This window comes from Deinococcus yavapaiensis KR-236 (assembly GCF_003217515.1).
Classification (GTDB): domain Bacteria; phylum Deinococcota; class Deinococci; order Deinococcales; family Deinococcaceae; genus Deinococcus_A; species Deinococcus_A yavapaiensis.
Genome location: NZ_QJSX01000018.1, coordinates 1 through 24,387 on the forward strand (window position 1 = coordinate 1; position 24,387 = coordinate 24,387).

The 24,387-nt window shown below is 64.6% G+C and carries 24 protein-coding genes; 12 read left to right on the forward strand and 12 right to left on the reverse strand.

From position 1 onward, the window contains the following. From DES52_RS18615 to DES52_RS18635, 5 genes are all read right to left on the reverse strand, one after another. A partial coding sequence (locus DES52_RS18615; RefSeq protein ID WP_146237379.1) for a creatininase family protein occupies positions 1 to 111 on the reverse strand: 111 nt, incomplete at its 3' end. Positions 112 to 153: 42 nt separating this feature from the next. Then, positions 154 to 1,035 carry an ABC transporter permease gene (locus tag DES52_RS18620; RefSeq protein WP_110888345.1) on the reverse strand — a complete coding sequence of 294 codons (882 nt, stop codon included), beginning with the start codon at positions 1,033 to 1,035 and terminating at the stop codon, positions 154 to 156. Continuing rightward, positions 1,032 to 1,973: an ABC transporter permease gene (locus tag DES52_RS18625; protein WP_110888346.1), complete on the reverse strand. Its 942-nt coding sequence runs from the start codon at positions 1,971 to 1,973 to the stop codon at positions 1,032 to 1,034. The genes DES52_RS18620 and DES52_RS18625 overlap by 4 nt, the downstream gene beginning before the upstream one ends. After that, positions 1,970 to 3,445 (reverse strand): ABC transporter substrate-binding protein, encoded by a 1,476-nt coding sequence (locus DES52_RS18630; protein ID WP_110888347.1) that lies wholly within the window; start codon positions 3,443 to 3,445, stop codon positions 1,970 to 1,972. The genes DES52_RS18625 and DES52_RS18630 overlap by 4 nt, the downstream gene beginning before the upstream one ends. Before the next feature lie 51 nt (positions 3,446 to 3,496). Continuing rightward, positions 3,497 to 4,774: an amidohydrolase family protein gene (locus tag DES52_RS18635; protein WP_110888348.1), complete on the reverse strand. Its 1,278-nt coding sequence runs from the start codon at positions 4,772 to 4,774 to the stop codon at positions 3,497 to 3,499. A 363-nt stretch (positions 4,775 to 5,137) separates the two neighbouring features. Here DES52_RS18635 and DES52_RS18640 point away from each other — a divergent pair, with 363 nt between their 5' ends. Then, entirely contained in the window at positions 5,138 to 6,133 is a 996-nt protein-coding gene (locus DES52_RS18640; RefSeq protein WP_170131164.1) for a GntR family transcriptional regulator, read from the forward strand. 215 nt (positions 6,134 to 6,348) lie between these two features. On the opposite strand, the gene DES52_RS18645 is transcribed toward DES52_RS18640, so the two are convergent. Together DES52_RS18645 and DES52_RS18650 are read right to left on the reverse strand one after the other, a co-directional pair. After that, positions 6,349 to 7,269, reverse strand: a complete 921-nt coding sequence (locus tag DES52_RS18645) for an MBL fold metallo-hydrolase (RefSeq protein ID WP_110888437.1) — start codon at positions 7,267 to 7,269, stop codon at positions 6,349 to 6,351. 344 nt (positions 7,270 to 7,613) lie between these two features. Continuing rightward, positions 7,614 to 8,714 (reverse strand): acyltransferase family protein, encoded by a 1,101-nt coding sequence (locus DES52_RS18650; protein ID WP_170131165.1) that lies wholly within the window; start codon positions 8,712 to 8,714, stop codon positions 7,614 to 7,616. Here DES52_RS18650 and DES52_RS18655 point away from each other — a divergent pair. After that, positions 8,685 to 9,596 carry an SGNH/GDSL hydrolase family protein gene (locus DES52_RS18655; RefSeq protein WP_110888438.1) on the forward strand — a complete coding sequence of 304 codons (912 nt, stop codon included), beginning with the start codon at positions 8,685 to 8,687 and terminating at the stop codon, positions 9,594 to 9,596. The genes DES52_RS18650 and DES52_RS18655 overlap by 30 nt on opposite strands. A gap of 84 nt (positions 9,597 to 9,680) precedes the next feature. Here DES52_RS18655 and DES52_RS18660 read toward each other — a convergent pair whose 3' ends face one another. Continuing rightward, complete coding sequence (locus DES52_RS18660; RefSeq protein WP_110888351.1) at positions 9,681 to 10,901, reverse strand: sensor histidine kinase; 1,221 nt, start codon at positions 10,899 to 10,901, stop codon at positions 9,681 to 9,683. Positions 10,902 to 11,213: 312 nt separating this feature from the next. Between DES52_RS18660 and DES52_RS18665 the strand changes: the two genes are divergently transcribed. From DES52_RS18665 to DES52_RS18675, 3 genes are all read left to right on the forward strand, one after another. Next, positions 11,214 to 12,398: a benzoate/H(+) symporter BenE family transporter gene (locus tag DES52_RS18665; protein ID WP_245901137.1), complete on the forward strand. Its 1,185-nt coding sequence runs from the start codon at positions 11,214 to 11,216 to the stop codon at positions 12,396 to 12,398. Between the two features lie 80 nt (positions 12,399 to 12,478). After that, positions 12,479 to 13,441, forward strand: coding sequence for a diguanylate cyclase domain-containing protein (locus DES52_RS23630; protein WP_110888353.1), 963 nt, complete (start codon positions 12,479 to 12,481; stop codon positions 13,439 to 13,441). Between the two features lie 314 nt (positions 13,442 to 13,755). Then, positions 13,756 to 14,229, forward strand: coding sequence for a VOC family protein (locus DES52_RS18675; RefSeq protein WP_110888354.1), 474 nt, complete (start codon positions 13,756 to 13,758; stop codon positions 14,227 to 14,229). 384 nt (positions 14,230 to 14,613) lie between these two features. Here DES52_RS18675 and DES52_RS18680 read toward each other — a convergent pair whose 3' ends face one another. Next, positions 14,614 to 15,033 (reverse strand): hypothetical protein, encoded by a 420-nt coding sequence (locus DES52_RS18680; protein ID WP_110888355.1) that lies wholly within the window; start codon positions 15,031 to 15,033, stop codon positions 14,614 to 14,616. 30 nt (positions 15,034 to 15,063) lie between these two features. Here DES52_RS18680 and DES52_RS18685 point away from each other — a divergent pair, with 30 nt between their 5' ends. Then, a complete protein-coding gene (locus DES52_RS18685; RefSeq protein ID WP_146237380.1) occupies positions 15,064 to 15,750 on the forward strand; it encodes a hypothetical protein in 687 nt (228 codons plus the stop codon). Positions 15,751 to 16,165: 415 nt separating this feature from the next. On the opposite strand, the gene DES52_RS18690 is transcribed toward DES52_RS18685, so the two are convergent. Beyond that, complete coding sequence (locus DES52_RS18690) at positions 16,166 to 17,035, reverse strand: AraC family transcriptional regulator (protein WP_170131166.1); 870 nt, start codon at positions 17,033 to 17,035, stop codon at positions 16,166 to 16,168. A gap of 70 nt (positions 17,036 to 17,105) precedes the next feature. Between DES52_RS18690 and DES52_RS18695 the strand changes: the two genes are divergently transcribed. From DES52_RS18695 to DES52_RS18715, 3 genes are all read left to right on the forward strand, one after another. Next, positions 17,106 to 18,383 carry an MFS transporter gene (locus tag DES52_RS18695; protein ID WP_110888358.1) on the forward strand — a complete coding sequence of 426 codons (1,278 nt, stop codon included), beginning with the start codon at positions 17,106 to 17,108 and terminating at the stop codon, positions 18,381 to 18,383. Positions 18,384 to 19,385: 1,002 nt separating this feature from the next. Beyond that, positions 19,386 to 19,610 (forward strand): hypothetical protein, encoded by a 225-nt coding sequence (locus tag DES52_RS18710; protein ID WP_110888361.1) that lies wholly within the window; start codon positions 19,386 to 19,388, stop codon positions 19,608 to 19,610. Continuing rightward, on the forward strand, positions 19,611 to 20,171 hold the full coding sequence (locus tag DES52_RS18715; RefSeq protein ID WP_146237381.1) for a hypothetical protein: 561 nt from the start codon (positions 19,611 to 19,613) through the stop codon (positions 20,169 to 20,171). Positions 20,172 to 20,280: 109 nt separating this feature from the next. Here the strand turns inward: DES52_RS18715 and DES52_RS18720 are convergent, their stop codons facing one another. Together DES52_RS18720 and DES52_RS18725 are read right to left on the reverse strand one after the other, a co-directional pair. Next, positions 20,281 to 20,505 (reverse strand): hypothetical protein, encoded by a 225-nt coding sequence (locus DES52_RS18720; protein WP_110888363.1) that lies wholly within the window; start codon positions 20,503 to 20,505, stop codon positions 20,281 to 20,283. A gap of 107 nt (positions 20,506 to 20,612) precedes the next feature. Then, complete coding sequence (locus DES52_RS18725) at positions 20,613 to 21,176, reverse strand: hypothetical protein (RefSeq protein WP_110888364.1); 564 nt, start codon at positions 21,174 to 21,176, stop codon at positions 20,613 to 20,615. On the opposite strand from DES52_RS18725, the gene DES52_RS18730 reads away from it, so the two are divergent. The 3 genes from DES52_RS18730 to DES52_RS18745 all read left to right on the forward strand — a co-directional run bounded on the left by DES52_RS18730 (position 21,175) and on the right by DES52_RS18745 (position 24,282). Then, on the forward strand, positions 21,175 to 21,765 hold the full coding sequence (locus DES52_RS18730) for a hypothetical protein (RefSeq protein WP_110888365.1): 591 nt from the start codon (positions 21,175 to 21,177) through the stop codon (positions 21,763 to 21,765). The two genes, DES52_RS18725 and DES52_RS18730, sit on opposite strands and share 2 nt — an antisense overlap. A 663-nt stretch (positions 21,766 to 22,428) precedes the next feature. Beyond that, positions 22,429 to 23,331, forward strand: coding sequence for a S41 family peptidase (locus DES52_RS18740; protein WP_170131168.1), 903 nt, complete (start codon positions 22,429 to 22,431; stop codon positions 23,329 to 23,331). Positions 23,332 to 23,943: 612 nt separating this feature from the next. Continuing rightward, complete coding sequence (locus DES52_RS18745; RefSeq protein ID WP_110888368.1) at positions 23,944 to 24,282, forward strand: YrdB family protein; 339 nt, start codon at positions 23,944 to 23,946, stop codon at positions 24,280 to 24,282. Positions 24,283 to 24,387: the final 105 nt, after the last annotated feature.

Here is a 24,387-nt window from a genome sequence, read left to right on the forward strand (position 1 = left end):
GCTCAAGCTCATGTAGCCGTGCTGTTCGGTGCTGCCGAGCGGGAGGATGCAGCGGTCGTCGCGTTGCAAGTACGCCTCCACTTGCATCCAGTTCAAGTCACTCACGCGCATGAAATCTCCTAGGGGCTGTTCTCGCGGGGCGGAAAGCGGGGGTCAGTGGCGTTGGCGAGGATCGAGCGCTTCTCGTAGCCCGTCGCCGACCAAGTTGAAGGCCAGCACGGTCAGGAAGATGGCGGTGCCCGGAAAGAAGGCCATCCAGGGCGAGGAGGCGAGAAAGCCACGCGCGGAGTCGAGCATCGCGCCCCAGCTGGGCGTGGGCGGTTGCACGCCCAGCCCGAGGAAGGAAAGGGTGCTTTCCGCGAGGACGGCCGTGGCGATCGCCAACGTGACTTGCACGATCAACGCGCTCATGATGTTGGGAAGCAGGTGACGCAAGATGATGCGAGGCGCCGTGGCGCCAAGCGCGGTGGCGGCCTGCACGTACTCTCGTTCGCGTTGAGCGAGGACTTCACCTCGCGTGATGCGCGCGAAGGTGGGCGCGGTGACGATGGCGATGGCGAGCATGGCGTTTTGCAAGCTGGGCCCGAGAACGGCGGCCAAGGCGATGGCGAGCACCAAGAACGGCAGCGCGAGCAACGCGTCGACGAGACGCATGATCGCTTCGTCCACCCAACCGCGGAAGAATCCGGCGATCAAACCCAAGGTGGTTCCCACCAAGGTCGCCAGCAAGACGGAGACGATGCCCGCCGTGAGGGAGATGCGGGCGCCGAACAGCGTTCGCGTGAGTAAGTCTCGGCCGAGGTCGTCCGTGCCGAATCGGTGCGTGACGCTGGGCGGTTGGCTGAGGCTGTCGAAGGAGGCTTGCGCGGGTCCGTACGGCGAAATCCAAGGAGCGAGCAGCGCCAGCACGCAAAACAACAGCAAGACCGCCAAGCCGATGACGGCCGGGGTGTTGCGCAAGAAGCGCTGCACGGGTTTCGGCCAAGAGCGCGGTGTTCGCGCGGGCTTGCCAGCTAACCTTTTGGCTCGAGTCATTGGTATCGAATCCTCGGGTCGATCGCGGCGTACGCGAGGTCGACGAGAAAACTAACGAGAAAGACGGCCAAGGCGATGACGAGCACCAATCCTTGAATGACGAGGAAGTCACGGTTGTACACGGAGTACACCAGCAAGTTCCCGAATCCCGGCACGCTGAAGATCTGTTCGGTGACGACGGCGCCGCCCAAGAGCGTGCCCAGTTGCAAGCCCAGCGCGGTCACGACCGGGACGAGGGCGTTGCGCAGACCGTGCTTGACGACGACCGTGAAGGTCCTCGCGCCTTTGGCGGCGGCCGTTCGAATGTAATCTTGCGACATGGCTTCGAGCATGCTCGAACGCATGTACCGACTCAGCACCGCCGCCGAGAAGGCCCCGAGGGTGACGCTCGGCAAGATCATGAGCGTCAAGTTCCTCGCGGGGTTTTCGAAGAAGCTGACGTACCCGCCCGCCGGAATCCAAGCGAGACGAACGCTGAAGATGTAGATCAGGATGATTCCGGCGAAGAAAGTCGGCAAGCTGATGCCGCACAACGCCAGCAACGTCAACGTCCGGTCGAGCAGTCCGCCGGGTTTGAGGGCGCTGAACAACCCGACGGGCACGGCGATCACCATCGACAGCAAGGTGGACAGGACGGCGAGCTCGAGGGTGATCGGAAGCTTCTCGGCGATCAAGGTCGTGACGGGCAAGTTGCGCAGGCTGTTTCCGAAGTCGAGTCGAGCGATGTCGGCGAGCCACCGAAGGTACTGCTCGGGCAAGGAGCGGTCGAAGCCGAGTTTCTCGCGCAGGGCGATGACCGATTCCGGCGTGGCGCCTTCCCCGAGCATGATGCGTGCCGGGTCGCCGGGCAGCAGGTGCACGAGTGCGAAGACCAGTACTGTCACGATGAACAGGGTGGGCAGCGTCGTGAACAGGCGGCGAACGGCGAACTGGATCATTTCACGGTCACGTCTTTCAAGCGCAAGATGCCGTCCGGGAAGACCTTGACGCCGTCGACGTTGCTGGCCATGCCGACGCGCGCGGATTGTTGCAGCAGCCACTCGGTGGGTTTGTCCGCCGTGATTTTCTTCAAGGCTTCCGTGTACGCTTTGCGGCGATCGGCCATGCTGGTCGCGTTGCGCGCTTGATTGAGAAGCGCGTCGACGCTCTTGTCGCTGTATCCGGACCAGTTCCAGTAGGCGTTCGTGAGGAAGAACTCGTAGATGTTGCCGTCAGGATCGGCTTTGCCGCTCCACTGCATCGTGACGGCGTCGAAATCGTGCTTTTCGACGCGTTGCAGGTACTGACCGACCTCCACCTGCTCGATTTTCATGTTGATGCCCGCCTGCGCGGCCATCGCTTGCAGCACTTGCGTCATCTTGTCTTCGGGGGCGCGCGCGATGGTCAGCAAGGTGAACGTCAAGTTCGGTTGCTGCGCCGAGCTCAACTTCTGCTTGGCCGTGGCGAGGTTGGCTTTGGGAACTTTGATGGTCGTGCTGTACGCGGCCGTGCCCGGCGCGAAGGGGCCGCCGGTGGGTTGCTCGGTGTTGAAGAACACGACCTTGCTGAGCGCGGCGCGGTCGAACGTGGCGGAGACCGCTTCACGCAGGGCTTTGTTGTTGAACGGCGCCCGCGTGGTGTTGAAGACGATGGTGCGGAACCCCAGGGTCGGCAGTTGCATGTACTTGAACTTCGCGTTGGTCTTCAGCGCTTCGACGTCTTTGGGTTCGACGGGCAAGATGACTTGCACGGCGTTGGACAACAAGTTTGCCATTCGGACCGTCCCGTCCGGGAACGGCTTGAATTGCAGCTTGTCGATTTTCGGCGCGCCATTCCAGTAGGTTTTGTTGGCTTCCAAGGTGATGTTGTCTTGGGTGACGCGGCTGACGAACGAGAAGGGGCCGCTTCCGACGGGCTGGTTGGTGAACTTGTCCCCGGCTTTCTTCGCGGCGGTCGGCGAGACGATCATGCCGGCGACGTCTCCGAGAGCGGCGAGCAGCGGGCTGTAGGTGTTCTTGAGAGTGATCTGGACGGTGGTGGGATTGACGACCTTCACGTCCTTGACGGTGCTCAGCACGCCTTTTTGCGCGCTGGTGTCCATGGTCATGTTGCGGTCGAGGCTGAACTTCACGGCGGTCGCGTCCAGATTCGTTCCGTCGTGGAACTTCACGCCGGTGCGCAAGTTGAAGGTGTACGTCAAGCCGTCCGGGCTGATCTTCCAGGACTTGGCGATGGCGGGGATGGGCCGCATTTTCTGGTCGTAGCCGACGAGGGTGTCGAACATCTGCCGCAGCACGTGGTACTCGGACGTGGCGGTCGCCAAGGCGGGATCGAGCTGCGGAGGGTCTTGATTGAGGCCGATGACGAGGGTCTCGGCGGCGGCCAAGCTGAGCAAGGCGCAAATGGCAGTGGCGGCAAGGTGCTTTTTCATGACAGTTCCTTTTGAAGCGCGAAGGTCACCACGTGAGCTGAGCTGAAGCGCTCAATCGGCGGCGACTACGGAGTGCGGTACGGCCGTGCGGCGGTCCGCGACGATCTCGCCGCCTTTGATGACGAGCGGAACGCGTTGCAGGTCTTGCAAGACGGTGATGTCAAGCGACGGATCGCCGTCGACCACGACGAGGTCGGCGTAGTGTCCGGGCGCGATGACGCCGACGTCGGGAATGTCGAGCGCTTTCGCGGCGCCGCTCGTGGCGCTCACCAAGGCGTCCATGGCGCTGAGGCCCGCTTCGACGAGCATCTGGAGTTCGTAGCCGTTACCGCCGTGGCGCACGCCGGGCATGGACGCGTCCGAGCCGCAGATGATTTGCACGCCGTGCGCGCGGGCGCGCGCCGTGGTGTCCCAGGCGGCGTCGATCGCTTTGTCGCGCCACGCGGCGAAGTGCGGTTTGTCCATCGCTTCGGGACCGAGTTCGCGGAATCGGCCGGTGACGCTGAGGGTCGGGCACAAGACGGTGCCTCGCTCGGCCATCATGTCGAGCTGCTCGTCGGTGAGGAAGAATCCGTGCTCGATGCCGTCGACGCCCGCCTCGATCGCCCACGTCGCGCCTTCGCCCCCGTAACAGTGGGCCGTGACTTTACGGTGGTGCATGTGCGCTTCGTCGATGATGGCCTGCATGGTTTCCCGCGTCATCTCGGGCGAGCAACGCATGCCGTAACGCCGCACGTGCTCGGTCAAGGTCGCGTTGATCTTGATGAAGTCGACGTCGTAGCGCAGGTTTTGACGAACGGCTTTGCGACCCTCGGTGGGATCGTCGGCGAGCGCCGTGGGACTGCCCGACGTCACGTGAGGCGCGAGGAATTTCTCGAAGTCCATGTGTCCGGCGGTGCTGGTGATGCCTAGCCCGCACGTCCACAAGCGCGGTCCGACGAGCTTCCCGGCGTTGATGGCGTTGCGAACGGCGATGTCGGCGTAGTCGCGGCAGGCGCAGTCGCGCAGAGTCGTCCAGCCGGCGTGCAAGGAGCTCAAGGCGTTTTTGTAGCACTCCAGCGTGAAGTCGGGCAGGGTCGTGGACGCTCCGGCGGTGAAGAAGGCGTCCTCGTGCGGGTCGCCGCTGCCGAGGATGTGGACGTGCACGTCGATGAGGCCCGGCGTGACCGTGAAGCGGGACGCGTCGATCAGCGTGTAGTTCGGTGGAGGCGTCTCGTGCTGGCGTAGAACGCCCGTGATGCGTTCACCGTCGATGAGGACGACCGCGTTTTGGATGGGGGCGTTGCCACTTCCGTCGAGCAGGGTTCCCGTGCGCAGGGCGACTGGCATGTCTGACCTCGTTGTCTGAGGCTGCCGAGGTGAAGGGTAGGGCAGCCCGTTGAAGAGGGAGCGAGCGCGGACGTCGAACCGTCAATAGGACAGGTATCTCCCTTCTGGACATCAAGCAGGAAGCGCAACGTCAACGAAGTGTTGTTATGACGCGAGTGTAACAATACACTGCGGGGGTGTCAAGGCCAACGTGAACCCGTGAAGATAACGGGCACCTCTAACAGCTCCAGAAAGGAAAAAACTGTGCCTGTGGCGCGTCTCGACGAGGCGTCTTGGGCGAGCATTTCCCTAACAGTGCCAAAAGCGTTATGATGCCGCTATAACAAGAACACGAATCCTTCGCCACCTTGGAGACTTATGTACATGACCTCCATCGCCACGGACATCACCATCGACCGTTCCCTCGCGGTGCCCTTGGCGGCCCAACTGCGAGCGCAAATCGAATACGGCATCGTCTACGGCAAGATTCCGCGCGGCGGGCGCCTGCCGCCCGTACGTGAACTCGCCGCCCAACTCGACATCTCGCTGGTCACCGTGGCGCAGGTGTACAAAGAACTCCAGCAAAAAGGCTTGATCGTCTCGACGCCCGGCCGAGGCACCTACGTCGCCGATCACGCCGACATCGACAAGTTGCTCACCCTTCACCAACTCGTCGAACGCAGCTTGCGCGACTTGAAACGCCAAGCGCACGAACTCGGATTGAGTACGCCCGACGTGCGACACGCCATCGAACACAAACTGCACGTCCTGAGCGACGCGCATCAACTTCGCGTGTCCTTCGTCGGCATCTTCCGCGGCGTCTCCCAATCGTACGTCCAAGACCTGCGGCGCCAATTGAACACCGATCTCCACATCGACGTCGTCACGCTTCAGGAACTGCACGACAACGCCGCCCTCCTCGACGACCTCGCGAACGCCGACTTGATCATCACGTTTCGCCACCGGGAAACGGAGGTGCGGCAACTGCTCTCCGCGCCCGTTCCCGTCGTATCGATCCAGTTCATACCTTCCAAGGCGACGCGGATGGCCCTGGCGGCCCTTGAACCCGACACCCGGCTCGCGCTCGTGACCATCCTCCCGGAGTTTCTTCCCGTGCTCAAAGCGGGCGTCGGAACGTTCGCGTCCCACATCTTCGACGTTCGCGCCTCGGCCCGCGGACTCGACGACCTCGACGACGTGCTTCGCTGGGCGGACGTCGTCGTCTACGCTTCGGGCTCGGAAGCCTTGATCGCCGCGCTGCCCGAGCAAACGCGCCGCTTCGAATACCTGCACAGCCCCGACCCGGCCTCCGTTCAAGGCACGCTCGCGCCGATCCTGCAACAACTGGCTCCCGACTTCGCTTCGACGTCCAAGTCCTGAGCTTCCTTTGAACCCACGGAACGGCCGCCAGGAACCGTTCGAGCGACGAAAACGAAGGCCGCCGAGCGCTGCACCGCGTTTCGGCGAGTCCGGCATCGGCCGTGTGGAACAAGTCCTTCCTCGCGGGCCGACGCCTTCCGCTTCGTGGCGCGCGACGAGGCTTCCTGCTTCTCCCCGCACGACCGTCCATGTCCCGCGCGAGGCCGCGTCGAGCGCTACCACATGGAGATCCGCATCAAGTCTCTGCCCACGGTGATCCGTCCCGCATATCGATCCCGCATGCCCGCCGTGTAGGCGGCTTCCGCTTCCTGCGTCGTCAGGGGCACGGGAATGTGGTGCGTCAGCACGAGATGCGCGACGTCCGCCTCGCGCGCGAGGTCGGCGGCTTGCAAGGTGGTGGTGTGGTACTTGGCGGGGTTCATGACCTGCACCGCCAAGTCGGGATTGTCGTCCCGCACTTCGAGCAGCCAGGCTTCGTTGTACGCGTCTTGCACCAGCACGTCTGCGTGCCGAGCGTGCCGCGTGAGGTTGGGCGTGGGCCGCGTGTCACCCGAAATCACGACTTTACGCCCGGCGAATTCGATCGCGTATCCGACAGCGGGATGTGCCGGACGGTGATCGACTTCGAACGACGTGACGCGCACGCCGTCCTCGTCGAGCAAAACGGCGTTGTTGCCTTCGACGTACTCGACGTGCGCGCCCGCCTCGTCCGAACGGTTGTACGAGACGCGAAGGGCGATGTCGTACTCGAGCGCGTCGTGAAAGCGGCCGATGACGGCGCGGGTGTTGTCCGGGCCGTACACGCGCATCGGCACGGCACGCCCCGCGATGACGCCGACGTGAGTGCGCCAACTGCTGATGAACAAGTCCGGAAAACCCGCGTTGTGATCGTAATGGTGGTGGGTGAAGAACACGTCGTGCACGCGCTGAGGCATCAGGCCGCTGTCGATGAGCTGCCGCGTGGTGTCGGCGCCGCAGTCGAACAGTAGCACCCGGCCCGCCACGACGACGGCGACAGCGGGTTTGGCCGCGCCTGGGTAGGCGCGCGGCGTGCCGGTTCCGAGCAGCACGACCGTGAACTCGTCCAGCGAGATGGAAGCGACGGTGTTTTGATGGGTGAAGCGGCGAAACGTCATGTCGTGCTCCTCGAAGCGGCGGGACCGCGGGGCGTTGAGCCCATCATCTCCTTTGCTCCCGGCCGCGCTCGCCCTCCGTTTGGACAAGCTCGAAGCCACGGTCATGGCGCCGGGATCGAGAAGCGGTTCGAGTCCGGAGTGCAAAGAGACGTCCGCCGCGTTTTCACGCGTGGCATGAACGGGCCGAAGAGGTGCGATCCGCCGAAGCCGACCATAGAACACGGGGTCCGCACGCACCTGCTTTCATGCGAGCCCTCATGCTTCATTCGATCTGGCTCACGTTCGACCCGACGACCCGCTCGCAGGAATCCAAATGTGCCGTGCTCGACGAGATCGGTGCGGTGTCAATGCTGTGCTGGCGCGGGCCCCGCTTCACTTTCAAGGCGAGCCGTGATCGCTTGACGCGGCACTTGTCGCGTGCGGATGCCGATCAAGCCGGACCAATGACTTCTTGCGATCAAGGTGGCGAGCATGGTGGAAGCCGCGTACGTGGTTCCCGAAAAGACTCCCCACGTCAGAAGATGCGCCACGACACCGGGCATCCAGTGCGATGCGAACGTGTAGACGAGCGTGTAATTGGCGAAGTAGTAAGAGAACGGCAAGATCGCGACGGCCTCGAGAATCGGTTGGTGCACCAAGTGCACGCCGTACGTCAGCTGCCGCCCGTCCAGCTTCCACCGGGGACGCGTCAAGAACAACTTGTACAGCCCGAAGAGTACGGCCAGCGAGTACAACTGGTTGCTGAGCCGTAGGGTGTTCATGCTCGCGCCAAGATCGAGCCCTTCATGCACGTGGAGGAACCAACCTTCTAAGACGCCCGCCAGAAAGGGGCCGGCACACAGAACGCCGACGATCCACCATGACGTTTTCCTGGCGACCTCTTCGACCTTCTGCGCGTTCTTCGCCGCCAAGACGCCCAGGAGCATGAACGGCAGGAAGCCGAGCAGGGCTTCGGAGTGATTCGGAAGCGAAGTCCAATTCGTGTAGATGTTCAAGGCGTAGATCGTCGAGAAAAGGAAGGCGGCGGCGAGCAACCACAACGGCTGCTTCTTGCGCCAAAGAATGGTGACGAGGCATTGGGTGACGAAGAAGTTCGGGACGAACCAGTAGCCCGTCTCGAAAAGGAGCCATCGGGCTTTGGCAAGCAGATACGCGGGGGCCGGGGGATGAACGACCGGGACGCCTTCAAAACTCGCGTCACGCATGAGGCTGAAGAGGAGATAAACCACCGCCCAAAACGCCCATGGAGACAAGAGGGTCGTCAAGCGCCGCCGAAGGTACGTTTCACTGTCGTGAGGGTTCTGTCGGCCGAAAAGGTAGCCGCCGATGACGAAGAAGCTGATGGTGCCGAATTTGAGGGCTTGGACGAGGGCGATGTTGATCAAGGCGTTCGGGCCGGGCACGGCGAGGAGGCAATGCAAGACGACGACCGAAATGATTGCCACGTGCCGAATGTTGGCGACATAGTTGAGGCGACCGGGGGACGCGACAATCGACTTCACCGTTTCATCATAGTTCTTAAGATAGGTTTTGTGTTCTCGAAGTCGCGCTCCCTCGAAGTTCCGACCTTCTGTGGGCGTAACCTGTTTTCGATGCACAATCCATGGCGGCTCTTGGCGCTCACCTCTCTCCTCACGACAACTTGCGACGCCTTACCGGTGACGACGCCAATTCCGTCCACCTGCCGTATCTCCTCGACGGCCATCGACTTTCCCAAGGTCAGGACCACTCGAGCCTCGAAACGACCTGTTCGCATCGTGGCGTTCGGAAGTTCGTCCACGGCCGGCACCGGTGCTTCCAAGCCAAGCCTTGCCTACCCCGCCCGACTTCAAACGATGCTGCAAAAGGCGTGGGGGACGAACAGCGTCTTGGTTTTGAACAAAGGCGTTGGTGGAAACACGCTTTTCGACCTGATGGCTCGACGTCAACGAGACGTGTACGCCTTGAAGCCCGACCTTGTCATCGTGCAAACCAGCCTCAACGACGCGAGGGCGAACGTCGACGTCGAGAAATTCCACGCGCAGTTCAGTCTGCTCGTACGAGAGCTTCGCGCACGTAAAATCGACGTCCTGATCATGGATGGTCAGTACGTACCGGAAGCGACCCGTCCACAGCGCTATGGTCTGTACCTGCAAGCCACGTGGGAAGTCGTGGTGAATCAACACGTGCCGATCTACCCTCGTTACACCAAAATGATTCAATTGATGAGCTTGGACGGCTTCAAGCAAACGGATTTGCTCGCATCGGACGAGTTGCATCCAAATGACTTCATGTACGACTGTACGGCCACCGGCCTCGCCGACATGATCCGGAAAGGCGCGAAGTAACGAACGCGCTCAGCAGAAGGTGAAACAAAAAACGACCCACCTGCACAGGGCCTGACACGTCACGACCCTGCGCGGGTGGGTCGCTCAACGACCGTCGAGCTTGGAGCGCGGCAAGGTGAACGTGAACGTCGCCCCTTCGTTGAGTTGACCGCTGCCCTCGAGGGTGCCGCCGAGGCGTTCGGTGGCGCGGCGCGCGATGGTCAAGCCGACCCCGGTGCCTTCGAAGTCCTCGGCGCGGTGCAGCCGCTGGAAGACTCCGAAGAGTTTGTGCGCGTAACGCGGATCGAAGCCGACGCCGTTGTCCCGCACCGTGAACGACGCCTTGTTCGACGTGTCCGTGCGCGTGACGTGAATTTCGGCGAGGTCACGGGGACGTGTGTACTTCAAGGCGTTCGCGAGCAGCACGGTGAGCACGAGCCGCACGAAGGCCGCGTCGCTGTGCACATGTCCGAGGTCGTGCACGTGCCAGGCCACGGAACGCGACTCGTCGTCGAGCGTGCCGATGACCTCGCGTGTGATGGCGGTGACGTCGACGTCTTGTAGATTCAAGGGCGCAAAGTCGAGCTTCGACAAGCGCAGCAAGTCGTCGATGAGGGTGTTCGCGTGCTCTGCCGCTTCGACGGTGGTTCTCAACAGCGTGTCGACCTTCCCGGAGTCACCTTTCGTGAGGGCGCGTCGCGCGAGCGTCGCGAAGCTGAGGACTTGCCGGACGGGCGCGCGAAGGTCGTGCGAAACGCTGTACGTGAACGCGTCGAGGGCGTCGTTGCGCGCGGCGAGCTCCACGGCGAGCGCCTGCGCTTTGCGGGTGGTTTCGCGCAGGGTGAGTTCGGAGTCGAGCATCGCCCCGAGAGCTTGCAAGGTGGCGACTTCACGGTCGGCGAAAACGCGCGGCGTGTCGTGAATGACGCACAGCGACCCGACGCGCGCGCCGTCTTCCGCGTGGAGCGGCACGCCGAGGTAAGCGCGAATATGCGGCGCGCCCATGACCATGGGGTTGTCGCGAAAGCGGTCGTCGTCGAGGGTGTCGGGTACCACGTGCGGTTCGTCGTCGAGAATCGTCCACGCGCAAAACGAGTGCGCGCGCGCCGCCTCGCTGTCGTTCGTGCGAATGCAGGCTTTGCCCCACTGGCGGTCTCGCGCGACGAAGTTGACGAGACCGGCGGAAACGCCGAGCAGATCGCATGCCAAGGTCGCGACGCGATCGAACGCGGCTTCGGGAGGAGTGTCGAGGATGGCAAGGCGTTCGAGGGCCGCCAAGCGGCGTTCCTCGTCGAGCGGCAAGGGAGCGGTGGTGTTCATGGACATGCAAAGCCTCGTGAAGCGAGTGTAGCGGTCGAGGCTCCTCGCGTGAAGTCCGGGGTTCGATGGCGCGTGCCAAGCGCGAAGGGCAGGGTGAAGGCGCCGAACTCGCCGTCATCGACGTCGCCTCGGGAGTCGCCTCGGGATCGGCGGCATAAACCGAGGAGGCTTCGCGAAGCAAGGGCAACGTCACACGAAAAAGAAGCGTCCTGGATCGTCACGTCAGACAACCCCGCGTTCGCTCCGCGCGAGATGACATCATCAACCGAGCCTTTTCGTCTTGCCCTTCCACCCTCCCATCTTCTGGAGCCTCTTACGTTGAGACCTTTGCCCCTCTCGGCCGTCATGGCCGGACTGATCGCAGTGCTCGTCAGCGCCGCAAGCAACCTTCCGCTGTTCGTGCAGATGTTCGGGGCCGTGCACTTCACGCCCGAGCAGTCCGTCAGCAGTCTCGCCAGCATGTACGTCGCCCTGGCCGTGACCGGGGCGGGCTTGTGCCTGGTGTTCCGCGCGCCCATCATCCTCGGCTGGAACACCGCCGGGCTCGCCGTCCTCATCGCCGAGGGCGCCCGCCTGACGCCCGGGGAGGTCGTAGGGGCGTTGCTGCTCGCGGCCGCCTTGCTCGCCCTGTTCGGCCTCACGGGCCTCTTCGACTGGATCGCCCGCCACCTGCCGCCTCCGCTGGCGGCCGCCCTGCTCGCCGGTGTCCTGCTGCCGTTCGTCCTGCGCGGCCTCACGGCCATTCCCACGTCTCCCGCGCTCCTGATGCCCATGCTGGGCGCGTACCTGATCGGCCGGGCGTTCGCACCCCGCTGGGCCGTACCGCTGGCGCTCCTCGCCGGTCTGAGCGCCGCGGTCCTCACGGGCGACGTGCATCTCGGCGGCGCCCACCTTCCGATGCACTTCACCTTCATCGAGCCCGGCTTCAGCGTCCGGGCGTTCGCGGCCGTCACGGTGCCGAGCGTGCTGTTGGCGGTCGCCTCGCAACATCTGCCGGGCCTCGCCATCCTGAGCGCCAGCGGCTACCGCGACGTTCCGCCGCGGCCGCTGGTGGGGCTGACGGGATTGGCAGGGTTGTTGGCCGCGCCGTTCGGAAGCATCACCTTGAATCTGGGCGCCATCACCGCCGCCATCTGCACCGGCCCCGACGCGCACCCGAATCCCGCCAAACGCTATATCGCCGGGTTGACGTGCGCCGCCGGGTACCTCGCGCTGGGATTGAACGCCGGGGTCGTGCTGGGATTGGTCGGCGTTCTTCCAGGGCCGTTGCTTCAGGGCTTGGCGGGTTTGGCTCTGCTGGGGCCGCTGTTGATGGGCCGTGAAGGCACCATGGTCGCCGAGCCGCGCTGGCGCGAGGCGGCGCTTTTGACGCTGGTCGTGACGGCGTCCGGATTTGCCTGGCTGGGCCTGAGCGCTCCCGTGTGGGGCTTGGGCCTGGGGTGGAGCTTGGCCGCCGCGCGAAGTTGGCGCGAGCGGAGGGCCGTCCTCGAAGAGCCGAGGTGACGACGCGCGATCTTGGCCGTCTCTCGCCCACGGGTGGCCAAGCTTCGCCGCCTCAATGCCGAGCTAGGTCGGTTCTCTTCTTGAGCAGTGTCACCGATCGCCTGTCGCGGTACCGATGGCTGAACGGCGTGAACGGCGGGTACGAACGCATCTCGTGGGGGCGTGGCAATCACGCCGCTCGCGAAGGCGGCGTGCAAGAGTTTTGTGATACGCCGTCAGAACAATTGAAGGTAGTGAAGACCGATGCTTCCCGGCGCGTTCTGTCCCACGTGGTCCCGGTCCTGGGGTGGGGGGTGTATTACGCCACGTTCCCCGCCATCCTCGCGGGGCTCGGAGAGGCGGCGCCCGCCATCGCGTACCTGATCGTGGCGCTCGCCGCGTGGCTCGGTGGAATGCGCATGGGCGTGCTGCACGGTCTGCTGAGCTTGCCGATCCTGATCGCGGGGTACGCACGCACGCCCGACTGGACGCTCGACGTGCACGTGCTGCTCACGACGGGCACGGCAAGTACGCTCGTGGCGGTGTTGCTCGGCTTGTTGATCGGGCACCTCAAGGATCTACGCGAAGAACTCGCGCGTCAAGCACGCACGGACGCCCTCACGGGCCTCCTGAACCGCGCGGCGTTCATGCGTGACCTCGACCGAGCCCTGGGATACGCGCGGCGCAAGGGAACGAACGTCGCCGTGGCCATCGTGGATCTCGACAGGTTCAAGAACATCAACGACACGCACGGTCACGATGTCGGCGACGAAGTACTGCAACTGCTGGGACGCCGCATGCGCTCGGAACTCGCACCGCTCGGCACGTGGGCGCGTCTGGGCGGCGACGAGTTCCTCGTGCGTCTGACGGATCCTCGGCATGCCGAGGACGCGCCGGGCGTCATTCGGAACACGTTGGAAGCGCCGCTTCACCTGCGCGGAATGATCCTGCAGGTGGGCGCGAGCGTCGGCGTGAGCGTTTACTCGGGTGACGGAGACGCGACGTCGCTGCTCCGCACGGCGGATCAGGTGATGTACGGCATGAAGCGTGCGGACCAGCCTTGACTCCGAGTGTCTGTGGGGATCAGCCGAAGTTCCCTGGGCATTCGGCGTTTCGACGGTCGGCGAGCGTGGCACTCGGAACTCATTGCAATAGAGGCTGGGGCAGCCGCTCTCGAACGGGAAGGGAAGGGCTTCATCGGCGCGAATGGCTCGAGTACAGCTGTTCGGGGCTCGCGTGCGACCATTCAAGCACGCGGGAAAAACGGCTTCACGACCAAAGCCCAACTGCGCTGAAGCCCGCCGAATCGCGGGTCTTGGAACAGGGCGTGCTGGCCGCGCGCGATAGCGGCCGAAGATAAGCTGAGAAGGAGGCCACGATGACGAGACGAAGTACGCAGTCCCAGAATGTCCTGGGCATCGTTCACACGGCCATCGCCGTGAGCGACATCCACCATCAAATCGACTTCTGGCAGCAGGTGCTGGGGTTCAAGTTGGATGGAATGGCAGAGATCGGCGGTCCCTTGCCCGAGGATGAGACGGGCGTGCCCGGGATCCGCAGCAAGGTCGCCATGCTGACGAAACACGGCCAGACCATCGAGTTGTACCAGCCGACCGCGCCCGCTGACCGCCAGACGTACCGTCCGCGCCCGGTGGACATCGGTTCGTGGCACCTGGCACTCAGAGTCACGGACCTCGACGAGATTGTGCGTGCCAGCCGCGATTGGGGTTGGCGGGTGCGCGGCAAGGTGGCGGTGGTCGAGGAGGGGCCCGGCCCCATCGGTGCGCGCCTGGTTTACCTGCACAACGACGACGGCACCATCCTCGAACTCGTTCAGCTACCGCAAAGTTGAGGACACGCTCGAAATGAAACCATCGCGCTGCGACAGAGCGGCAAATTGTCACGGGAGAGCGCCGCCTCGCTCCTGCTCGAAGCGCACCGTCTTCCGTGGGGCCTAATATCAGGAGACGCGGGAGAAGCTTGAGAATGAGTCGGTCAAGGGAAGCTGCGTCTCAAAAACGTCTCAGACGATAAAGAAACGTCAATTTACCAAGAAACGTTAATTTACCAAGGGACATTAATTTACGAAGAAACGTTAACTTAACGCTTCTTGAACGCCTCGACACGCCCAAGAAAGAATCCTCTCGAACTTGGCTGCTTCACGTCACCAACAGTTTCTTCCGCCTCGCCGAGCGAATCGATAGCCCGAGACGCCCAAACTTTTCCCTCGTGGGCGTCACCCTCCACGAACCAGCTCGGTGTGGCGGCTCGGACGCCACAAGAACATCCGCCAAGCCAAGGTGAGCGTCAGCAGCGTCGACGTCAGCACCAACAGCCACGTCGCGCCGGGCAGGCTTCCCGCCAAGGTTGCTCGTCCCAGTGACGTCCCGAGGACCATGAAGCACAGCAGGTTCGCCAATCCGAGCGGCCGTCCATAGATTCCGCCGATGAACTGCTCGCGACTCCACCAGTTCGCCACGCCCAAGCCGAGCAGACCCGCCGCCGCGACCTGCGCCAGTGCCTCACCAGCGGGCGAGGATACCCTGAACAGCCAAATTGTCACCGTGTCCGCAGCGAACAAGAGCGGCACGCCCAACGTGAGCAGGAGCGTGGCCGTCACGAAGAAAAGCAACCGTCCGACCGTGTCTTGGCGCATACCTTCACCTTGACTTATCTTCTACTTGCCATGCCAGACCATCCGGGAAGTAGGCCCTACCACGTCGAAAGTGCTTCACAGGCCGAACTGCTGATGGACCGCGCATGGCTGCGCCTCCTGGACGTCTTCACGGGTGAGGCGCGCGGAGTCGCCGACGCCGCTCGTACGCTCGGCGTGACCACCGAATGGTTGTTCAAACGCGTCCGCCGCTTGGAGCGCGCCGGGCTGCTTGCCGTCCGGGAGGTGCGACCGCGCGCAGGCCGCGCCGTGCGACTGTACCGCGCGGCGTCGGATACCTTCTTCGTGCCGTTCACGCTGGTGCCCGCCGAAACGGTCGGTCGGCAAAATCGCGCGTGGCACCTCGATCTGTTCGAGACGGCCATTGGTCGGACGTTCCTTCGCGCTCCGTTCGATCAGCACGGCTGGGGATTCGTCACGGAGCGTACCCCCAGCGGGGACGTATCCTTTCGGATCGTGCGTGAGGACGGCGTGCGCTGGGCGGACCTCGGCGACGCGGCTCCTGTGATGGTGAGCGGCTGGCACCTGCTGCACCTGACGCCGAGCGACGCGCGTGAACTTCAGGGAGAATTGCGGGCGTTGCATGAGCGGTACGCGCGGCGCACGGGAACGGAGCCGTTCCTGCTGGGCATCTTTCTGGCCGACACCTCGGGTCTTCCCGGCTTGGAGCACGCTCGAAGCGAGCGCGCCGACGAGTGAGACTTCGAGAAGACGTCGGAAGCCAGCCGTCGTCGACAGTGAACCAGCGCCGACGATTGACGCGACGGGTATGGAAATCGGAAGTGGCCCCTCCCACACGTCTACGTCCGCGGACCCTCGTCTAAGAGGCCCACCGAAGTTTTGCGGCTATCAATGATTCACGGAAGGTAACGTGCAGGAAGAGGTGATTCCTTCGACGGTGGAGCTCGGCGGTCTTGCGGCACCTCGCGCCGCTTCGCGCGTTGAAGTTCTTCGTGCCTTCACGACCTCGGCGGTTTCCGCTCGCACCGCGCCAGAGGTGCCAGCCTCGCGACCTCGTCGATGCTCGAACGGCCGAGCGAGGCGTCTTCAGCCGCTGATCGCCCTGCGCCTCGCGCGCCGCACGAACTTCCATCATCCGGGGCGACACGTTCGCTCAACGCTTCTTCGGCCCGAAACTTCGAACGTACTGGCCCGGCGTCACGCCCACGTGGCGCTTGAACTGGTTCGAGAAGGCACTTTGATCGTTGAAGCCCGCAGCGAGCGCCACCTCCGCCAGTCCCCACCCTGCCGCGAGCCACGCCTGCGCGCGCCGCACCCGCGCCTGCACTTGGTACGCGTGGGGCGGCAATCCCACCTCTTCACGAAACACCCGCGAGAGGTGAAAGGCGCTGAGCCCCGACACGCCCGCGAGATCGTCGAGGGACACGTCCTCCACCGCGTGCGCGTCGAGGTACGCCCGCGCCTCCCGAACGGCCGCCCGCTCCTGTCCAAGCGGCGCGGGTGTTCCGCGCGCCTCGCTCAGCGTTGAAACGAGGCTGACCAACGCCGCTTGAAGAACGGCGTCGCGCGTCAACCGAGACGCTGTGAAGTCGGACAGGACGCGGTGCGCGACCGTCAAGCGGTGCGCCACCTCCGGCGCGAACGCCACGCTCTCGGGAAAGAACGGCGTCTCCACTCGCTTCCCCGCGACTTGCGCCGCCACCGCGCGCAACTGCTCCGCGCTGGGGTACAGCACGAGGTGCAAGTAGCCGTCCTCCACGAAGGAGTGTCCGGTCGTCACTTCGTCCGCGTTGATCAGCATCACGCTGCCGTCCGGCGCGACGCGCTCCGCGCCGCGATTCCAGAATTCCGCGGCGCCTTGATGCACCACGCCGACCGTGAACTCCTCGTGCGTGTGCCGCGCGAACGCCTGCTTCACGAAGCGTGCCTGCAACACGTCCAGCCCACCGAGGAAATCCTCGCGCCACAGCCGCGCCTCGTCACGCTTCAAGCGCTCCTGGCGGCGCGCGAGGAGGTCGGTCATGCCTTCAGCATAGAGAGGGCCGAGCAAGATTTTGCAAGACGTGCCACGCTGGTACCAGCTACCCTGCGTCATGCTGCCTCAACAAGATCAACATGCCAGCCCCGGAGCGTCAAGCCCATCGCGGTCTCCCGTGTTCTACGGCTGGGTCGTCGTGGCCATCGCGGCGCTCGTGGTGCTGCTGTCGGCCGGAGCCCGCTCCGCCCCCGGGGTGTTCTTGCTGCCCATGCAGGCGGACCTCGGCGTGCCGCGCGCCACGCTGTCGCTCGCCGCGTCCCTCGGCCTGATCATGTTCGGCTTGGGCGGCCCGATCAGCGGCGCGTTGATGGACCGCTTCGGGCCGCGCCGCGTGACCGTGGCGGGCCTGCTGGTGATCACGGCGAGCTTCGCGGGCAGCTCGTTCGTCCAGTCCATTTGGCAGCTGCACGTCATGTGGGGCGTGCTGAGCGGCTTGGGAACGGGCATCGTCGGCAGCGTGCTGGGCGCGACGATCGCCAACCGTTGGTTCGTGCAGCGACGCGGCCTCGTGATGGGCGTGTTCGGCGCGGCCTCGTCGGCCGGACAGTTGATCTTCCTGCCGATCCTCACGGCGATGGTGGGCGCGCTCGGCTGGCGTGAAAGCGCCGCGATCATCGGTGGACTCGCGCTGATCGCCTTGCCGCTCGTCGCGATGTTTCTGCGCGACCGTCCATCGGATGTCGGCGTGGCGCCGCTCGGCCTGCAGCCTGGAATGGCGGCGCCGAGCGTGCGGCCCGAGGCGGGCGTGATGCGGCACGCGCTGCGTTCACGGCACTTCTGGTTGCTGGCGGTGACGTTCTTCGTGTGCGGCGCGACGTCCAACGGCCTGATCGGGATGCACTTCATCGCGTACTGCACCGAGGCGGGCCTCACGGCGACGTACGCGGCGGGCATGCTGGCCTTGATGGGCGTGTTCAACTTCGTCGGGACGATCGCGAGCGGCTGGCTCACCGACCGCTACGATCCACGCGCGCTGCTGGGCTTGTACTACAGCTTTCGTGGCGTGAGCTTGTTCCTGCTGCTGTTCATTCCGCCGGGCGTCGGATTGGTGGCGTTCGCGGTGCTGTTCGGGCTGGATTACATCGCCACGGTTCCGCCGACGACGGCGTTGGTGGCGGACAAGTTCGGGCGAGGCAACGTCGGCACGGTCTACGGCTGGATCTTCTTCGCGCACATGATGGGCGCGGCGCTCGCGGCGTGGCTGGGCGGCGTGGCGCGAGACTCGCTCGGCTCGTACGGCGTGGCGTTCGTGGTGGCCGCCATCCTGTCGGTCGCGGCGGCAGCCCTGACTCCCGGCTTGACGCGCCCAGCGCGTGTCGCCGCGAGCACCTGACGTCAGGGCGGCCTTGGCGAGTCATCGACTTCCACGGCTACAGAAGCAAAAGGCGGGCTCCCTGGATGCTAGGGCGCTCGCCTTTCGCTTCCAGCCCCGTCTTGAAGCCCACCCGGCTTGCCCGGGAAGTGCCCGTCACGCCCATCGAATTGACGCCCTTGGCGGCGACGGAGATGCGCGCACTGGTGGCAGCACAAGCAGGAACCTATGATGTGTCCGACTTGGGAAGCTGGCTGCACGCGCACACGCAGGGGCAGCCGCTGTTCATCAAGGAAGCGCTCAAAGATCTGATGGAGCGCGACGGTGAGGCGTGGTGCTTGCGGTCGCGGGAACTGCCCGGCTTGCTTCCGGGGGTGCGTGCGGTGATCAAGGAGTGCCTCTCACGCTTGAGACCCTCGGCCCGCGCCGTCGCGCATGGGGTGGCGGTGCTGGGCGATCACGCGTCGTTTACGTCGATGCGCAACGTCATGGACCTGAGTGAGGAGGACGCCGTGGACGGCGCGGAAACCCTCGTTCGCGCGCGCCTCCTTCAGGAAGTCGAGGGGGATAGGGACGTTCTCCTGCGACTTTTCGCACGACCGCGTGCGGGAGACCCTCACGGCGAGTCTCAGCGCACTGCGTTCACGCCTCCTGCACCGTCGCGCGCTGGAAGCCTTGGAAGGCGCCGCTCCACCCGCGGTGCTGGCGCGGCATGCCCAACTGGCGGGTCGACCGGACGCGGCACGGCCCTGGTTACGGCGCATTGCGCGGGACGCCCTGCGATTGGGCCGGGGCGACACGGCCATCCAGGCCCTGCGAGACGCGCTGGATTTGGGCGCGCATGGCTTGGAACGCTTGGAATTACTGGTTCTGATCGCGGAAGCGTATGAAATTCACGTAGACCCGGCGAGTGCAAGTCAGGCGGTGGATGATGCCGTGACGGCCGCGCAGACGGGGGGTGAGCCGTCGTTACTGCTGAGAGCGCTGATCATGTAGTTCATCATCAGTTACAGGAGCGGAGGTTTGGACCGCGCTTTGGTGGAAGAAGTGGTGAGCTCGGCCCTCACCCTAGGAGATCCCGCGAGGCTCGCCATCAGCTTGCAACTACTTGCAGGCAGCCTCACCAAGGAACACCCCCGGACCGCGCTCGAACTGCATGCCGAGGCGTTGGGCCTCCTGAAGGCCGTGGGCAGCGACCAGCCGCAGGTCGGGGCAGGCCACTCCAACATGGGGGGCACCCTGGTCTAGTTGGGCGACTGGGAAGGGGCAGCCGTTCAGTTCGGCTTGGCGGCCGCCGCACACCGTCGAGCGGGATACGTGCACAACGAGGCGATGGCGCTCCACATTCAGGCACTGATGCTGATTCAGGTGGGTCGCTTGGAGCGGGCGGCATGGGTGCTGGAGGCGTCCATCTCAGTTCGCGATCCACACCAGCTGTACGCCCCCGTCGTGCGGCCTTTGTGGGCTTTGACCTTCGCGCGGCTGGGGCAACGACAGCGGGGATGGGAGGTGCTCCGCGATGCTTTTGCCACAGGCGTACCGCCCATTTTCTTTGAGGGGGCGTGTTACTGGGCGGCATGGTTCCTGTTCGAGGTGGGACACGCGAGGGAAGCCGCTGTCCTGCTGGGCTTTTTTGAAGCGAGCGCGGGAGGCAACGGAAGCAGGGAGGTGAACGACTTGAAAGACTCTCCTGCGAAACTGCGCTCCGCCCTCGACGGAGCGCTCGGGGCCGCCTTACAAGAAGCGGTGGCCGTGGGACGCTCGTGGACTCTCCCCGACGCCCTCAGGATGTTGCGCGATCTGGCGTGACAACGTGGGCCGAGACATCGCCACGCGCACGAAGTCGTCGAGGGCGTTCCGCGCTTCGCCGGAGGACGGCTCACGATCTTCCATGAGCAAGGGGCCTCAACGGGAGAAATCACCGGAACCCGTGGAAGACGCGTATGAAGGACGAGCCGAGGCACCCAGACGTCCACTCCTCCAGCGTCCACTCCTCCTCGGGAAGCGCAAGCTGGCTGGCTTGTTCGCCCGGATTCAGGAGGCGCTCGATCAGCGTGACGAGGCCCGCGAGCAGAACGTGGCGCAGGCGAGTGACGGGCGAGAGGCGAGCGAAGGTTGCATCGGGCTGAAAGGGAGTGTTCATGGACTTCCTCCTCTGGATCGGTCTTGAGCACAAGGTACGCACGCGCCGCAACAGCACCGCAACGGCGCCAGGTTCGCCTGCCGTTGCCAACAGTGTCACCTCGTCGTTCAGTTCCGCGCGATGACGCCCGGCTGCGTTGCCAAGGCCTCGACGACCCGAACGCCCTTCTCCAAGGACAGCGTTCGGCCCCGCTCTGCGGCGTCCTTCAGCGCCTCCGGCAGAAGGCTCGCCGCCAGCTGATCGCGGAGGCCCTTCATCGGCCCCGCCAGGAACAAGGCGTCTTCCGGAGGCGACTGGGCTTCGAGGAGCGCGGCGAGGAGCGTGGCGGTGCGCGCTTGCCCGGCCTCCAGGAGAAACTGGGCGGTCCAGTACAGCGTCCCCCGCAACACGGGCGGCGGTTCGTCGGTGCTGAGCCCCGTGCGGAAAACCGACCAAGCGCGCGTGACTTCGCCGAGCCGGGCGAGGCACACGGCCCACTGGGCGCGCAAAACGGGGGCGCACGGACGTGACCGCTCGAACAGGGCCACCGCGTCTTGCAGGGCGCGGGCGGCCTTGGCAGAACGCTCGTGCACGAGCAAGGCGGCGCCGAGCTCGGCCAAGGCTCGGCCTTCCAGGGAGGCGTGGCCCGCTTTCCGGAACGCGGCGGCGGCCAGCGAGAGGTGCTCGAACATGACCTCCACCCGGTCGGCTTCGGGTTGTGAGTACGGCCATGTTCATGTGGCCGTGTCCGAGCCGCTTGGCATCTCCGTGCGCCTCCAGCAAGGCCAGCGCTTCGCTTTGCAACTCGAAGGCCCGGTGAGGATCGTCGCGCCTGTAGCTGCGCACGAGGTGCTGAAGGCTACTGGCGAGCAACAAGGAATCGCCCAGGGTGCGCGCGAGGGCCGTGGCTTCCTCGCTCAGGGATCGATCACCGAACGGAACTCGGTGTTGCGAACTCCACGCGAGGCGGTTCAGCGTCTGCACGACGAGGGGCGGTGCGGCCAGTGTGCGCGCGAGGTCCAAAGCCTCGCGTCCCAGGCGCTCCTCGTCGTGCCACTCTCCATCGCGGTCGTGCGCCTCCGCGAGCAGCAGCAGCAACTCCACCCGTTCCGTGCCGCGCTGGACACGCCGGTCAGGCCGAGGCGATCCGCCTCGGCGGAGGCTCGGCGCAGACACGCGAGCCTCCGCGTGCAGCCCCGCCTCGACCGCGTGCCGAGCCAGCACGGTGGGCGGCGCCGCTTCTTTCAACGCGTGGTACGCCCGGCGATGCAGTTGCCGTGAACGCAGGACCCGAGCGTCCGCCAGAAGGGTTTCACGCAGGCGGTCGTGCGACAAGACGAACCCGACTTCCAACCCGCCGGGCTGCTCGCGAACGAATCCGCCGTGCAGCAACCGTCCTTCACCCTCATCGCAATGACAACGCAACGGCGATTCGAAGCGAGCGGTCCGGAACGCACGAGGTTGGAGCCATTTCGGTTGCGCAAGCATTTCGCTGCGTTTGTAAGGTGAAGGTACGAGTTGGCCAAGGGGCCCTCCAGGAGGTTGCAGAGGAATGACGTGAATTTCAGCAACGTGCCAAACTTCGGAAACGACGGCTTCGTTCCGGTTCAGACGGCCCGCGCGGGAAGTCCTTTCCGCGATCCGTTCCCGGCCGGGTCGTGACGACCGTCGCTGCGGCGAACCCGAAGCCCACGTGCTTCTTGCCGCTTCTCATCCGTCGGTAAGTTCTTCGAAGCGCTGAAGATACCGGCGATCCTGCTCGGTTCTTTACGCCCATGGTTCGGCCTCCAGCACGCTCACTCGCCGCCGTGCCTCCTCGCCGAGTTCATGACGGTCTGCGCGTTCTGGCGTAAGGTTGAAGCTTTCAGGTGGGCTGATGACACGTCTTTCACTCAGCTGCCTGCTCACGACGCTTCCCACCTCACCGTGGGAAGAGGAGGTTCTATGAACTGGCGAACCATCACTTGGCTGGCCCTCCCCATGCTGTTTGCCGCGACTTCTCAAGCCGTACCCGTATCGGGACTCTTCCGGGGAACCATTGTCGACTGGCCCGCCGGGCAGGTGGGGGAGATTCGGCTGGAATCGGTCGACGCTCCCAACGTCGTGCGAGGAACCATCGACGCCCAGGGGCACTTCAGCTTGATGTTGCCCGCGGCGGACCGCTTGAAGAAAATGCTGGCGCCGCTCTCCGGTCTCTTTGCCAACCCTTCGAACTACGACAAGGGTTGCAGCGGGCAGGGCACTGCGGTGCCGGCCAACGCGGGCTACAAGCAGTTCAATCTGAATGTCTACCAGAACGGGAAACTGCTCGGTGACCTTCAGTTGAACAGCACGGCGCAGCTGCCGATGCCGGTGGGCAGTCAGGCGGCCCATCTCCGCTTCCAAGACATGCCGGTGACCATGAAAGGCACCGTGTCTTGCCCGAGCTACGTGGATCAAATCGACGTTCAGGGAAAGGCCGGGTGGGACTTGGTCTTGGTGACGCACGGCGGGCTCAGCGAGTCGGGGTTGGAACAGAGCACGTACACGGGCGACCCGCTTCCGAAAGAGTTGGCCTGGCGCTTGTTCAGCGAGTTCGGGGGAACGGGTTTCCGGTTGGAACGGCACGACACGGCCTTCTTGGTCACAGAAGTGCTTCCCGATCAACCCGCCCAGAAGGCAGGCCTGCGTTCGGGTGACATCATCGAGCGGGTGAATGGAGTGGACGTGAACGGGTTGACCCTTCCGCAGCTTATCGGCGTGATCCGCGGTGCCCCCGGGACGACCGTGACGCTGGGCGTGAGCCGCGCGGGCGTCAGTGGGCTGGTGCAACTGCCGGTCGTTCGCGCGCTGGTTCGCATGCCATAAGGGAAGCCGGGGATGCGCCGAGGGGTGCTTGACATCGAATCACCCTCACGACGTACAGCTGTTCGGCACACCCTTCGGGATCATTTCGACGGCACGGGCGTACGTGTCGTTCCAGCGCGGCAAGCTTCAGCTTGCCGCGCTGATTCTGCTGTCGAGGCGGTTTCAGACCATTTCACCGACGGCACCGCTCGTTGTCCGCCGGAAGGGAACGCTCGTCACGGCGCGCGAAGGCGGGGCGTTGTGCCCGCGGACACGAACGCCTTTCTCGCCAGCGTCGATCAACGCGATCATCCCGAGTGGCAACGCCAACCCGTGAATGCGATGTCCAACGTGGCCTCATGACCGCCGGGTACGAAACGCGCACCATCGGCGTGCGAGACCGTGGACTCGTTTCGTACCCGTGGTCGTCGAAGGGACGGATGCCAACGGACGAAGGGGTGTAAAGTTTCGTTGACGCTCGCCCTGTCAAGTGAAGCGGTTGCGCACTGCGCTGGACGGCCCCAGGCTGACGACCTCGGATCACCTGGGACAGAACGGCGCGTGGCGCGTCCCAGCTACGTTATACGCGGCTCGGTGGGCGAGCACGGGACGTGCGCACCCAGGAGGTTGTGAATGGAAGGCATCAAGGCGGTCAACCTCGGAGTGCGGTTCGTTCTGGAGTTGTGCCTGCTCGCCGCTCTCGCGTATTGGGGGTGGCGGACGGGCACGAGTCTCGGCATGCGGGTCCTGCTCGCCGTGACCGCCCCGTTGCTGGCGGCGGTCGTGTGGGGCGCGTTGGTGTCTCCTCGTGCGCCCGTGCGTCTGCCGCTGTCACTGCACCTGCTGGTGCAGCTTTTCGTGTTCGGCGCGGCCGTCGCGGCCCTGTTCGCCGTCGGGCGCTCGACTCTGGCGTGGACGCTGGGGCTCGTCGCGCTAGGAAACGTCGCGCTTCTGCTTGTTTGGCGGCAATGACCGTCGAGGTGACGTTCAGGCGTGGGCAGACTCTGTTGGGCACGAAGGGTGACGAACAGCGTGACGCGGGTGAGGTGTGCGCCTCACACCGGGAAGGATCGGCGA